Origin of the sequence: Allgaiera indica, from assembly GCF_900106675.1 — a bacterium.
Classification (GTDB): domain Bacteria; phylum Pseudomonadota; class Alphaproteobacteria; order Rhodobacterales; family Rhodobacteraceae; genus Acidimangrovimonas; species Acidimangrovimonas indica.
Map to the genome: position 1 here is coordinate 33,829 of NZ_FNOB01000026.1, position 13,343 is coordinate 47,171.

The 13,343-nt window shown below is 65.5% G+C and carries 11 protein-coding genes; 8 read left to right on the forward strand and 3 right to left on the reverse strand.

Going from position 1 to position 13,343, the window contains the following annotated elements:
* The first annotated feature begins 350 nt into the window (after positions 1–350).
* Complete coding sequence (locus tag BLV97_RS17600) at positions 351–1,622, forward strand: tyrosine-type recombinase/integrase (protein ID WP_035838891.1); 1,272 nt, start codon at positions 351–353, stop codon at positions 1,620–1,622.
* 15 nt (positions 1,623–1,637) lie between these two features.
* Here BLV97_RS17600 and BLV97_RS17605 read toward each other — a convergent pair whose 3' ends face one another.
* Positions 1,638–2,243, reverse strand: a complete 606-nt coding sequence (locus BLV97_RS17605) for a hypothetical protein (protein ID WP_035838895.1) — start codon at positions 2,241–2,243, stop codon at positions 1,638–1,640.
* Between the two features lie 538 nt (positions 2,244–2,781).
* Positions 2,782–3,438 carry a TetR/AcrR family transcriptional regulator gene (locus tag BLV97_RS17610; protein ID WP_092164174.1) on the reverse strand — a complete coding sequence of 219 codons (657 nt, stop codon included), beginning with the start codon at positions 3,436–3,438 and terminating at the stop codon, positions 2,782–2,784.
* A 185-nt stretch (positions 3,439–3,623) separates the two neighbouring features.
* Here BLV97_RS17610 and BLV97_RS17615 point away from each other — a divergent pair, with 185 nt between their 5' ends.
* Genes BLV97_RS17615 through BLV97_RS17635 form a run of 5 tightly spaced genes read left to right on the forward strand, consistent with a single transcriptional unit; the run spans position 3,624 to position 8,755 of the window.
* A complete protein-coding gene (locus BLV97_RS17615; RefSeq protein WP_160169148.1) occupies positions 3,624–4,340 on the forward strand; it encodes an outer membrane lipoprotein-sorting protein in 717 nt (238 codons plus the stop codon).
* A 1-nt stretch (position 4,341) separates the two neighbouring features.
* Positions 4,342–5,562: an ABC transporter permease gene (locus BLV97_RS17620; RefSeq protein ID WP_051645878.1), complete on the forward strand. Its 1,221-nt coding sequence runs from the start codon at positions 4,342–4,344 to the stop codon at positions 5,560–5,562.
* On the forward strand, positions 5,559–6,788 hold the full coding sequence (locus tag BLV97_RS17625; RefSeq protein WP_035838913.1) for an ABC transporter permease: 1,230 nt from the start codon (positions 5,559–5,561) through the stop codon (positions 6,786–6,788). Before BLV97_RS17620 ends, BLV97_RS17625 begins: the two co-directional genes overlap by 4 nt.
* Positions 6,778–7,518, forward strand: coding sequence for an ABC transporter ATP-binding protein (locus BLV97_RS17630; protein WP_051645879.1), 741 nt, complete (start codon positions 6,778–6,780; stop codon positions 7,516–7,518). The genes BLV97_RS17625 and BLV97_RS17630 overlap by 11 nt, the downstream gene beginning before the upstream one ends.
* Positions 7,505–8,755, forward strand: a complete 1,251-nt coding sequence (locus BLV97_RS17635; RefSeq protein ID WP_035838916.1) for a hypothetical protein — start codon at positions 7,505–7,507, stop codon at positions 8,753–8,755. Before BLV97_RS17630 ends, BLV97_RS17635 begins: the two co-directional genes overlap by 14 nt.
* Positions 8,756–9,104: 349 nt before the next feature.
* On the opposite strand, the gene BLV97_RS17640 is transcribed toward BLV97_RS17635, so the two are convergent.
* On the reverse strand, positions 9,105–9,701 hold the full coding sequence (locus BLV97_RS17640; RefSeq protein WP_244521063.1) for a glutathione S-transferase family protein: 597 nt from the start codon (positions 9,699–9,701) through the stop codon (positions 9,105–9,107).
* An 88-nt stretch (positions 9,702–9,789) separates the two neighbouring features.
* Between BLV97_RS17640 and BLV97_RS17645 the strand changes: the two genes are divergently transcribed.
* Together BLV97_RS17645 and BLV97_RS17650 are read left to right on the forward strand one after the other, a co-directional pair.
* Positions 9,790–10,458, forward strand: coding sequence for a transposase (locus BLV97_RS17645; RefSeq protein ID WP_051645880.1), 669 nt, complete (start codon positions 9,790–9,792; stop codon positions 10,456–10,458).
* A complete protein-coding gene (locus BLV97_RS17650; RefSeq protein ID WP_051645881.1) occupies positions 10,455–12,473 on the forward strand; it encodes an ATP-binding protein in 2,019 nt (672 codons plus the stop codon). Before BLV97_RS17645 ends, BLV97_RS17650 begins: the two co-directional genes overlap by 4 nt.
* The last annotated feature ends 870 nt before the right edge of the window (positions 12,474–13,343 follow it).

Genomic DNA, 13,343 nt, shown 5'->3' on the forward strand with positions numbered 1-13,343 from the left:
ACAGCGGCAAATCCCCGGAGTCTGGCCCGTTTGGCGGGGCTTGGCGGGCGTTCGATGGGGTGGCAGGGTGGCAGAATCGCGCCGCCCCCCGTGCCACCCGTTAATTTATTGAGGATTTCGGGCATCTGCCCAGAAAATTGGCACAAGCGCCCGCCCGGAGTGTGAGCCTCAGCCCTGCCGCGGCGAGGTCTGGGGCCGAAACAAAGGCGGAACCCTCAACAAAATAAGGGGTGGCGCAGGGTAGGGCGCTTCTCCGCCACCCTCCGCCTGTGCGCCACCCTAGGTGTCATGATCCGCTTGATCGCGCCGCGAATTCACGCCTGTGTGTCGGCGAAAGGAGAGACCGATCTATGCCCAAGCGATTGAGACTGAACGAGAAAGCGGTGCGCGAACTGGTCCCGGCCGAGGGGCGCGACTATCAGGTCTTCGACAGCGAGGTGCGTGGCTTTGCGATCTGCGTCTACCGCTCCGGCAGCCGGGCCTTCACGCTCGACTATCGCCATGCAGGGCGCCAGCGCCGCATGACGATCGGGCGCTGGCCGGAATGGACCGCCACGGCCGCGCGGGAACGCGCCAAGGACCTGCGCCGGGATATCGATGCCGGGGCGGACCCGCTCGGGGCACGCGGCGACCAGCGCGAGGCGCCGCGCTTTCGCGATCTGATCGAGCGCTACGGCGCTGAGCACTTGCCGCATCTCGCGCCGACCAATGCTTCGGATCAGCGCTCGATGCTGGCCAAGCTGGTTGCGCCGCATTGGGGTACGAAGCTGGTGAGTGAGATCACGCCCCAGGATGTGGAAAAACTCCTGAACATCATCGCCAAGGGCCGTGCGCGCCCGTGGAAGGCCAAGGCGAACAACCGGGCCCGCAAGCTGCAGGGATCAAAGCCGACGCCGATCCGCGCCAACCGCACCGGTGAAGTACTGCGCAAGATGTTCACGCTCGCCATCGCTTGGGGTTGGCGGACGGACAACCCGGCCTCCGGCTTCCGCAAGCGGCTCGAGAACGAACGTGAGCGGTTTCTGTCACCGGAAGAGATCGGTCGGTTGGCCGAGGCACTGGATGCGGCAACGGATCAGCGCGCCGCGGGCATCATCCGGCTCTGCATGTTGACCGGCAGTCGGGTTGGCGAGGTGCGGCAGGCGCGCTTCGAGCAGTTCAATCTCGACCTCGGCAGCTGGTCAAAACCTGCTACCACCACCAAACAGCGCAAGATCCACCGCATTCCGATCTCGGGCGAGGTGGCAGCCATCGTGCGCCAACGCCAAATGATCGTGCCGCGCGGGATCCCCTGGCTCTTTCCCGGCGACGTGCCGGGTCAGCCGGTGGTGGAAATCCGGCGCTTCTGGCGCGGCATCCAGCGCAGTGCCAGTCTGCCGGACGTCCGCATCCACGATCTACGCCACACCTTCGCGTCGCTGCTGGTCAGCGGTGGTGCCTCGCTCGAGATGATCGGCAAGCTGCTGGGGCATTCGCAGATGCAAACGACCCAGCGCTACGCCCATCTGATGGATTCTCCGCTGCGCGCAGGGGTCGACGCCGTGGCGACGATGTTCCGACCGCGGCCGAAACTGGTGCATGATGCGGGGGCCGATGTGAGCGCTGACCGGAAATTCGCCTGAGGCGCCCAGCGCCCGTCAGGTGCTGGTGGCGCGCAGGGTCCGCCAAATTGGTGTGATCCGCCTGCGGATCGTGCGCTCGTCGGGCATCAGACCGGTCTCCGAGGTTTGGGCAAACCAGTCCTGCATCTCGGCAACGAGTTCCGCTTGCGTCGCGGGAAGGCCCTGGTCGTGGATGCGGCGGATGACCGCGAGGGTCATGCCGTCCCAATCGTAGGGCGACGTCACACCTGCGCCGGTGGCGGAGGGGATGCGACGGACAAGATCATGGTCGTCTTCGAAGCGCTCTACATCGGTGCGGCGGAGCAGAAGGTCGGCAAGCGAGACCGGAACGCCGGAGATCGGGTCTGTCACCGTCAGCCATTCAGCGGAGTCTTCGGGGCGGATGCGGCGCATGTGGTATGTGGTCGGCCCGGTGCCACAGCGCCGGAACATTGGCAGCAGGTCCATCGTCGATACCGCGACCAGCCCTGACACGGCGATCGAGCCACAGATGACCCGCGAAATCCCGGTCACGATGTCGAACTTGCCGACCGTGGCCCAGCCGGCGATGTCGGCGATCATGCAGCCCCAGCGTGCGGCGGCTTCATGTACAGAGTAGAAAACCCGTGGCGGCAGTCCCATGCTGACCTTTTTCCTCTTCCCAAGCAGGCGTCGAGGATCGCCCTCCCGTGGCGATGTCGACGTTTCCAATTGCGCGAGGAACCGCGGCGCTGAGGGAGGATCGGTCAGAGCCCCCTCCGATCAGGGCATTCCGATCCAATCAGGCGCAACCGAGCCGCGCATCCCATCGAGGCGACTCGCCCTCGCGAAAAAGTTATCGTGCACTTGCAGCAAGAGCCAGACGCAGCGTGAAAAGAATCGGGGTGACGTGAGGGAGGGGTCCATTCGGCACTGAGGCGGAGCGGCTTGACCGGTGGATGGCCATGAAAAGATAGGCCCACCACTAGCGGTTTTGCGTTGGGGTTCGGGGATGAATCGGTTCTGGCGCCATTGATGCGCGAGGGTGTCGGCCTGAAGCTGCCGTTGATCCCCAGTGCCGGCTCCCCGAAGCCGGCCTTCGCGCGCCCTGCAGCTTTTCAGCCGCGCAATTCCAGCGATGCGGAATTTGTGCCGCTTCGCAGTGGTTTACGTTGCAGACACTGCCCGGCCCAGCAGCGTCCTACCTCGCCGCTGAAGGGCGGGACACCTGTGTCTCGCGGCACTCTAGCAGCGCCCGAAACAGGCCGACATGTTGCTCTGCCATCGCCAGCCGCTCTTCCGGGGTGTAGTCGTCCCAATGCGCGACGATCCAGCGATCGAGTGCCTCGCCCAACCCCAGCGCGCTGTCGATCAGAAGCGAGTCCGGCAGATCGCCGCGAACCACCCCCAGCGCCTGCCCGCGCGCGATGATCAACCCGACCCAGTGCCGCGCGGCCTGGAAGATCCGCCCGGTCGGCGCCGATTGCTTCGGGTCGCTGCGCAGCCGGTAGAACATCCGCCCCAGCTTCACATACCACGTGCTCTTGTTCATCAGCGCGAGCGAACGGCAATAGAGCTTTTCCAACTCGCTCCAATAGGTCTCGGCGGTCAGCGCATCGGGGTCGAGGCCGCCGATCTCGCGCAGGAGGAAGCCGACCGAGCGCTCGACCAGCGTAGTGAACAGGTCCGCTTTGTCGTCGAAGTAGTAATATAGCGAGCTTTTGCTCATCTCCGAGCGTTCGAGGATGCGATTGAGCGAGGCCCCGTCATAGCCGTTCGCGCCGAATTCCTCGGCGGCATTGTCGAACAGGCGCTTTTGGCGCGCGGGGTCAAGCTTATCGAAGCGAGGTCGGCTCATGGCTTGACATGTAGCACCCGGCGGGCGTATCAACCAGTGGTGTGGACCGGGCGGTCCATAACTTTGATGCAAATCCCCGATGTCAGGGCGCTCGCGTGCGCCGACGCGGGGCACGGTAGGGAGGGCGACGGATGAAGGGTCTCATAGTGAGGATCGCGGCAGCGGTGGTTCTTGGAGCTGCGATAGTGACCGGCAGCCCGGGCGTGGGAATGGCGGCGGACGCCACGGCGCTCATCCGCGCCGCCTTCGACAACTGGCGCGCCAACTCGTCCGAATCCACGGTGACGATGACCATCCACCGGCCGGGCTGGGAACGACACCTGACGATGAAGGGCTGGACCCAGGGGCACGACAAGGCGCTGGCGCGCTTCACCGCTCCGGCCAAGGATGCCGGCAACGCGACGCTCAAGCTCGGCAAGACAACGCTGATCTTCAACCCCAAGCTCAACCAGGTGATCAAGCTGCCCGCCTCGATGTTGGCGCAGTCGTGGATGGGGTCGGATTTCTCCTATAACGACCTGTCGAAGGCCGAGGACATCCTGACCGAATACAGCCACAAGATCATCGGCACCGGCCATGCCGGCGGCCACACCGTCTATAGCATCGAGGCACTGCCGAAACCCGGTGCGCCGGTGGTCTGGGGCAAGCAGCAGGTCAAGGTCCGCGACGACGGCGTGCTGCTGCAGGAGACCTTCTTCGATCAGGACATGCGGGTCGTGCGCCAGATGACCACCGACAAGGTCGGCCGCATCGGCGGGCGCGACTACCCGGTGGTGGTGACGATGCGGCCAGCGGCGAAAAAGGGACAGTGGACGCGGCTCGACACGACCGCGGCGCGGTTCAACGTCCCGATCCCGGCCTATGTCTTCACCCGCTCCAACCTGCAGAACCCGCGGAACTGAGATGCTGTTCGAAATGGCATGGCGGAACCTGTGGCGGCAGCCGATGCGCACGGCGTTGAGCCTGCTGACCATGGCGCTCGCCGCCGCCCTTCTGGTGTTCATGCTGTCGTTCCAGCTTGGCGTCTACGACACGATGAAATCGAACGCGCTCAGGATCTTCGACGGCTTCGCCCGGATCCAGCCGCCGGGCTATGCCGACGATCCCGACATCCGCAAGACCATCGCCGACCCCGAGGCGCTGGCCGCAAAGGCCGAGCAGGTGAAGGGCGTCACCGCCGCCGCGCCGCGCGCGACCTCCTACGTCATTCTCGCCAATGGCGAGCGCAGCTACGGCGCCGCCATCGTCGGCGTCTCGCCCACGCGCGAGCGGCGGGTCTCGACCCTGGCGACGACGGTGCATGAAGGCCGCTACCTGAAGCCCGGCGACAGCGATGCCGTGGTGCTGGGCGACGCGCTCGCCCGCAACCTCAAGCTCAAGCTCGGCGACAAGGTGACCCTGCTGGGCTCTGCCCTCGACGGCACCATCGCCGCCGACAGCCTGACGCTGGTCGGGATCTTCCACACCGGGATCGGCGATCTCGACCGGCAGGTCGCGGAAATGCCGCTGGGCCGGTTCCAGCAAAGCTTTGCCATGGGGGACACCGCCAACACCATCGCGCTGGTCGGCCCCAGCCTAAGCGCGGTCAACGCCGCCTTGCCGCGGCTCGACCGGCTGGCGACGGCGAACAATCTGGTGGTCGAGGATTGGGGCGGGCTGCAACCCGGGCTGAAACAGGCGATCACCCTCGATTTCTCGACCTCGATGCTGTGGTACGTCAGCCTTGTCGTCGTCGTCGTCTTCATCATCCTCAACACCCTGCTGATGTCGGTGCTGGAACGCACGCGCGAGTTCGGCATGCTGATGGCGATCGGCATGCGGGCGCCGCTGGTCGGGCGGATGCTGTGGCTCGAACTGATCCTGCTGGCGCTGATCGGCACTGTCGCCGGCGTCATCCTCGGCGGCGGGCTGGCGCTGTGGTACGGCCATGCCGGCATCGCGGTCGGCGCCTTCGAGGGGCTGATGGCACAATGGGGCCTGCCCGGGCGGCTCTACCCCACGCTCAGCGCGACCTCGGCACTGGTCGGACCCGCCGTCATCGTGGTCTCGGTGGCCGTGGCCGGGCTGATCCCGATGCGGCGCATCCGCAGGCTGGAGCCGGTGAAAGCGATGAGGGCGGCATGATGGAAACCTTCAAGCTCATCGCCCCGCTGGCCTGGCGCAACCTGTGGCGCAACCCGCGCCGCACCGCGATCACCCTGGTCGTCGTCGCGGTCGGGCTCTATTCGATCCTCGTCTTCGCGGCGCTGCTGGATGCCTGGGCGCAATCGAGCCGCGACGCCCAGCTCAACCTGCTGACCGGCAGCGGCCAGATCCACGCCAAGGGCTATCTCGACGACCCGGTGGTCGACCGCCGGATGCCGCCGCCGGATACCGAACTGCGCGCCGCGCTCAATGTCCCGCCGGTCAAGGCCTGGGCCGAGCGGGTGCGCGTGCCGGCGGTGATCCAGAGCGAATACAAGACCCTGCCGCTGACCCTGCTGGGGGTGAAACCGCAGGCCGAACGGGCAATCTCGTTCCTGCCGAAGCAGATCGCCGAGGGCAGCTATCTGGGCGACAAGGACGACCCCGGCATCGTTCTGGGCCGCCACCTCGCGCAGCGGCTGAAGACACGGGTCGGCAAGCGCGTCATCCTGATGGCGCAAAGCGCCGACGGCAGCCTTGCCCAGCGGGCCTTTCAGGTGAAGGGGCTGTTCGCCGGCAACCAGTCGGCCGAGGACAGCTACGCCTTCACCGGCATCGCAACGGCGCAGAAGATGCTGGGCATCGGTGACGGCATTTCCGAGATCAGCTTTCGCCTAACCGACGGCGCCGCGCTGGCGCCCGAGATCGCCCGGCTGCGCGCCGCCGCGCCGGGGCTGGACGTCGAGCCGTGGAAGCAGCTGGCGCCGCTGGCTGCCGCCGTCGACAGCTTCATGACCGCCTTCGTCTATATCTGGCTGTGGGTGATGTTCGTCTTCATGGCGATCGGCATCGTCAACACCCAGCTGATGGCGGTGTTCGAACGGGTGCGCGAATTCGGCCTGTTGCAGGCGCTTGGGATGCGGCCGCGGCTGATCCTGGCACAGGTGCTGCTCGAATCCGCGCTGCTGATCGGCGTCGGCGTGGGGCTTGGCATGATCGCCTCGGGCGCCACCATCTTCGCGCTCAGGGGCGGGGTCGACCTCGGCTTCCTCGCCCGCGGGGCCGAGTTCATCGGCGCCGGCCATGTCCTCTATCCCCATCTCGCCCTGTCCGAATTCTTCGAAATGTCGCTCCTCGTCTGGGTCCTCGGCGTCGTCATCGCGCTCTGGCCCGCACGCAAGGCGGCCCATTCCAGACCCGTGGAGGCGATGAGCCATGCAACCTGACACCTCGGAGAGCCGCGCGCCCGGACGCGCGATCGTCGCCTGCCGCGGCCTGTCGAAGATCTATACCGACGGCGCGGTCGAGGTCCGGGCGGTCGACGGCCTCGACCTCGACATCGCGGCGGGCGACTTCGCCACGCTCTCGGGCCCGTCCGGCTCCGGCAAGACGACGCTTCAGAACATGATCGGCGGGCTCGACCGGCCGACCTCGGGCAGTGTGACGGTGGATGGCGAGGATCTGAGCAGCCTGAACACCGCGCATCTGGCCGAGCTCAGGCTGCACAAGATCGGCTTCGTCTTCCAGGCCTACAACCTGATCCCGGTGCTGTCGGCACTGGAGAATATCGAGTTCGTGCTCCAGCTTCTCGGCGTGGGCGCCAAGGAACGCCGCGCCCGCGCTGCGAGCGCGCTCGCCGATGTCGGGCTGGCAGGGATGGAGGGGCGGCGCCCCTCGCATCTGTCGGGCGGCCAGCAGCAGCGCGTCGCCGTTGCCCGGGCACTGGTGGCGCGGCCGGCGATCGTGCTGGCCGACGAACCCACCGCCAACCTCGACAGCAAGAGCGCCGACGATCTGATCAGCCTGATGGCCGAGCTCAACGCCCGCTCGGGCACCACCTTCCTGATCGGCACCCACGACGCCCGGGTCATCGCCCGCGCGCGGCGGCATATCGAGATGGTCGACGGCAAGGTCACCGCCGACACGACCGGGGATCTGGCCGATGTCGCGCAATAGCCTTGCCGTCCTTGCCCTGAGCCTCGCCACCGGCCTCGGGCTGGCGGCCCCGGCCCGGGCCGACAATGCCCTGCACGGGCGGTTCGAACTCACCGGGATCGGCGCGACATCGAAGGCGGGCAGCGCCGACGCCTTCCTCGGCGCGCGCTCCCGCGCCGGCCTTCACGGCGATTTCCGGCTGACCTGGGAGCCGCATTGGGGCCGATGGGATTTCAGCCTGCATTACGTTCTGCGCGGCGCGTCCGGCCGGGACGTCGCGCTGTCGCGCAGCAAGGCGGCGCTGCTGCCCGCGCCCCCGCCCGCCACATTGTTCGACCTCAGCGAGACGCTGACAGACAGCGGCAACCGCCGGCTGACGCAACGGATCGACCGGCTGTCGCTGGGCTACTCGACACCGCATTTCGTGTTCCGGATCGGCCGCCAGGCGCTGACCTGGGGCGCGGGTCAGGTGTTCCACCCGATGGACCTTGTCGATCCCTTCGCCCCCAATGCCGTCGATACCGAATACAAGCCCGGCGTCGACATGATCTATACGCAGATCCTGTTCGACGACGGCTCCGACCTGCAGGCGGTGGCAGCCCCGCGCCGCGCGGTTGCGGGGGGGCCGGTCAGCGGCAATGCCAGCACCTTCGCGCTGCATTATCACCGCAGCATCGGCGCATTCGGCCTGTCGTTGCTGGCCGCGCGCGACCGCGGCGACTGGACCGCGGGGCTGGGCCTGTCCGGTCCGCTGGGCGGCGCGACCTGGAATGCCGAGATCGTGCCGACGCGCGAAGCCGCCGGGGCGACCCGGGTCTCGGGGCTTCTCAACATCAGCGGCGCGACAACGCTGGCGGGACGCAACGCCACCTATTACGCCGAGTATTTCCACAACGGTTTCGGCGTGCCGGGCAGTGGCGCGGCGCTGGACAGCCTGCCCTCCGATCTGACGGCGCGGCTGACCCGGGGCCAGATCTTCACCGTCTCGCGCAACTACCTGGCGGCTGGCGGCGCGTGGGATTGGACACCGCTGCTCACCTTGTCACCCAGCCTGATCGTCAACCTCGACGACCGCAGCTTCTACGTCAGCGCCGAGAGTAAATGGTCGCTGAGCGACAACAGCATGCTGCTGATCGGCCTCCAGGCCCCGGTCGGGCCGCATGGCACCGAATTCGGCGGCCTGCCCGTCAGCGGCACCACCGCCCCCTACAGTGCCGAACCGACGACGGCCTTTCTTCAGTTTCGGCGATATTTCTGAGACCTGAAGCGACGTTTCGGAGGTCCTGAGGCCGGGTTCGATGATCGGCGTCTTCAACTTCCCGAGGCTTGATGCTGACACCGGACTGAGCAAGGTCGCGGCCAGCCCGGGCGAACCAACCTTACTGATCGCCGCGAAACGGTCCTGAGCCGCCGTTCATCTGCCGCACGCGATGCTGCGGCGCGGCCCGTCATTGCTAACATTCGCACAAGGCGCGGCATTCTCGACAAGGGAACGACGGCAGTGCGGCACACTCCGGCCGATTGCCAAACCATCCCGAACGTACGCTTTCGTGCTTCGGCTGAGCCTTGAACCAATCTTGGTTGGCCTCGACCCCGGAGCTCGTCTCTCAGTGCGCATGCCCCATTTCTGGGTGTCCGGTCTGCATGATGGACGAAAGCTGCGAATTTCGCCGTTTGATGAATTCGGCCAGCAGGGTCGGATACTCATTGGTCACGGCAGACGTGATGGAGACCCTACGGTCCAGCGCCTTGCGCCAGGCCCGCACGCGGGAGAGCCCCGTGAAGATGCCGAAATCTCCGATCTGATCGAAGGTATTGAAATAGCGGAATACAGGGCCGAACACGACATCGACCAGGCTGAACCGCTCTCCGGCGAAATAGGGACCGGCTCCGAGTTGGCCTTCAAGCCGCACGAACTTGTCACGCAGTGCAGCGATCTTCTTGTCGAACGCCTCTTCACCGGACGCCGAATAGAACCCGGCGATGTCATTGAGGACGGCCGACCCGAACTCCATCCACGCACGGTGTCGGGCGCGGTCAAGCGCGGCGTCGGGATGCAGCGGTTTGGGCTGTGTTTCTTCAAGAAATTCGAGGATCACCCCAGATTCGAAAATAGGCATTTGCTGGACAAGCAGCACCGGCGTCTTGCCGAGTGGAGACACTGCCAGAAACCAGTCGGGTTTCTCTGCACCCGGCTTATTCACCGAATTTGACGAGATTGGTTGCGTGCGCCTGAAAGTGCTGTAGATTCAAGCGACTAGACACAAATCGACGGCAGCATCGGACGCACGCATGGGTGAAACGCTACAGCCTGTCACGCCCGGTTTCAACCGCTCGCTTCGGATCGAAAGCCGCCCCGATCGGCTCACTGGCGACGCCGGCGCGGTTGTGTTGCGCGAGATCCTGGAACGCAGCGGCATCGTGCCGTGGATGGTCGCGCGCCTGAAGGACCCGCGCCGCCAGGAGGACGTCACGCATGATCTCGCCTCGCTGATCCGCACCGGCGTTCTTCTGGCCGCGCAAGGCTGGCGCGACCATGACGATGCCGACGCGCTGCGCCACGATCCGGCATCCCGGCTGGCGACCAGTTCCTCGGCGGGTCTGACGCCGCTCGCGGACGGTGGCGGGTTACGGCGTGCCGAGCGCAAGGCGTGGAACGCCTATCTCGTCTTTTTGGCGCCTTCGCCGGGCGACTATGGGGAAAACATCATGGTCGGCGGGATCGAGGAAGACCTTGTTGGCACGCGCAAGATCGCGAGGGCCGGCATCGCCGATGCAGCGGATGTTCGCGCCGCGCTACTGCCGCTGCTTGCCATTCAGAATGCGCCGCGTCTCGATGCGGTGGACATGCCGGCGGAGATCCGCTTGAGGACGACCGAGCTGCCGAGCAAGTTGGTCGATGGCTTCCTGAGCGGCGCGTCGGAAAACACCCTCCTCCAGCTGCTGGAGGAAGGTCAATGAGGCTCGCCTACGTCCACGTTTGCGGCTTCCGCGGCTACCAGAAGCCGGTCCGCATCAACTTTTCCGACAGCTTCACGATCATCGACGGCCGCAACGGCGTCGGTAAGAGCACGATCTTCGATGCGGTCGAGTTCGCGCTGACCGGCACGATCAGCAAGTATCTCGACGCTAAATCGGGCCGCGAGTCCGTGGCGGACTATCTGTGGTGGTCCGGCGAAGGCGACGCGCTGGCCGACCGATTTGTCGAAGTCGGCTTTCGCAATGGGGACGGAACCGTTGCAATCCGCCGCACCCCGCTCGACGGCGAGACCATCGATACCGGCCCGTTGCTGGCCCGGCTGATCGATGCTGCGTTCGCGCCGAAGCTGCCGATGACGCAGCTGTGCAAGTCGACGATCATCCGCGACGAGCATATCGCCCGGCTGAGCCTCGACCTGAAGGAGGGTGATCGCTTCGCCTTGCTGCGGGACGCGATCGGCGCCGCCGACTCCGAGGAATGGATCGAGCGGGCGCGGGCGCTCGCCGCGGCCACCTCGGCCCGCGCCAAGACCATGGCCGGTGAGGCCGAGAAGGCGGGCCAAAGCCTTACCAATGCTATGCGCCAGATCGACCAAGCGCGGGCCGCACTTCCCGCCGAGTCGCTGGTGAGCCAAGCTGCTGCGCGCCTTCGGGACAGCTTGCGCACGACCGGTTCGCCCGATCAACTCCCAGATATTGCGCGCCGGCACATGGCCGTCATTGCGACACGGCTCGACACGTTGGGTCCGCTAGCCCAGCGGTTCAATGAAATCGAACGCCTACGGGCAGCCCTCCCCGTCCTCGACGAGAGCGTGGAGAATGCGAGTGCCGCTGTGGCCCGAGCGCGGTCCGTTATGGAGGACAGCATCGCCGCTGCGGCCAAGGCACCGATTTCGACCGCGCTCAGCGAACAGGCGCGCCAGCTCGAATCCTTGATTAATCTCGGTAGCGGCCTCGGGTTGCGGGACGGCCATTGCCCCTTATGCGAAAGCGAAATCAGCCACGATCAATTCAGTCAAGGACTGGAGACCGCTTTGGCCGTTGCCAGACAGCTTGACGCGCAGGCCGTCGAGCAGGCCAAAAAAGAACGGGAGCGAGACACCGCCAAAGCGGAACTGGCGGCAGCTGAACAATCACAACTAGCGCGCCTTGCCGAGCGTGACGACGCCAAAAGGCAGGTGGTCGATTTCGACGATCGTCTTGCGGCGCAATCACTCGAAGGCGCGAGTCTGGCCGACCTAGAGCGGAGGTTGTCGACGCTCGAGACCGAGCGGCAGACGATCTCGGCAGACCTGCGCCTCATCGACACGATATCGCTCGACCGCGCGATTGCGCGAGCCAACAATGATCAGGAGGTCGCCAAGAATCAGATCGCGCGCGCCGAAGCGTGGCTCGGCCGGGCGCGGCTAGCAGAGACGCGCGCCAAGGCGATCTACGACGCCGCGCGGCGCTCCGCGGCCGAAACGCTGGACCAGCAACTTGACCGGGTCTTACCGCTAATGTCCGAGCTCTATAAGCGGCTTCGGCCCCACCCGGTCTGGCGCGACATTGAGTATAACGTTCGCGGCGATGTGCAGCGCTTCCTAAAGCTTCAAGTCGGCGACGGCGTCAATCCGCAGTTCGTGTTCTCGAGCGGACAACGCCGTGCGACAGGCCTGGCCTTCCTTCTGTCGGTGAACCTTTCAATAACCTGGAGCCGGTGGCACAGCATCCTGCTTGACGACCCGGTGCAGCACGTCGATGATTTCCGCACCGTTCATCTCGCCGAAGTGCTCGCCCATCTTTGCCAGTCCGGCCGACAGATTGTCTGCGCGGTCGAGGACAGCGCGCTTGCCGATCTCATGTGTCGCAGGTTGCCTACGTCGGAAGGTGCCCCGGGAAAGCATGTGACGCTCGGTACCGATCGTGAAGGAGCGCTTGTGGTCGTGCATCAGCGGGAGATCGCACCTTTGAATCGACGCGCGCTGGTACTTCCCGAACACACGCGCAGCGCTTGAGGACCGGAGCGACAGATTCCGGCGATCAGAGCAGGATTGGCGCGGCCTCTGCCCACGATCTAGCGAATTTCTGGGCTTAGTGGCCACCTCAACGCCACCTCAACCCGCATACGCGGTTTTGGTGCGGTCTGTGACGATGAAAACAGGTCAATGTCGGGCGGTGTCGAAGTGGAAAGTGCGCGAAATCAAAGGCTTGGCGTGTAAGTCGTTGAAATGACTAACCTATTGGAATCGCAGGGGTTTCGGCTCATAACCTGAAGGTCATAGGTTCAAATCCTATCCCCGCAACCAAAATTAATAAACGATTACAATGCATTGGCGCCCCAAGGGGCGCCTTTTGCATTTGCACCCAACGCAACGGTGCTACGCCGGTGCTACGCAGGGAAGCAAACTGGAAGCAATAAGAGCAACGACAAGCTCGGGCGGGCGCCTCGGAACGGCGGCTTGCACCGCGAAGACCTGGGTTGGGTGTGTCCCTCTGCGCGAGGGACCCGGGCCTGCGACGCGATAGTGGAGGGCGCCTCGGCTACGTCCAAGACCGTAGAGTGGCTTGGCTGTTCAGCTCCGCGCCGTTCCTCGCGCCTGTGGTGAAGTAGCTACCGTTTCTAGCCCCCCCCCATGAGGAGAGAGCTACCCGCTGCGCGGCTTCTCCCGGATCAGGGCGAATGAAGTCGCCGGGGCGGCGGTGCAGATTGACGTTGGGATGGATCGACCGGCGGCGTGGACGGGGCCACCCGACCGGACCTTCGCACCAGGCACGCAAACGGCAGGCGGCTGACCTGCCCCCGATGAACCGGGCCATTCAAAAGGAGAGTTTGTTCTCGTAGCGTTCATAGCAGCGAGGAGAACAGACGATGCGCAAATCACGTT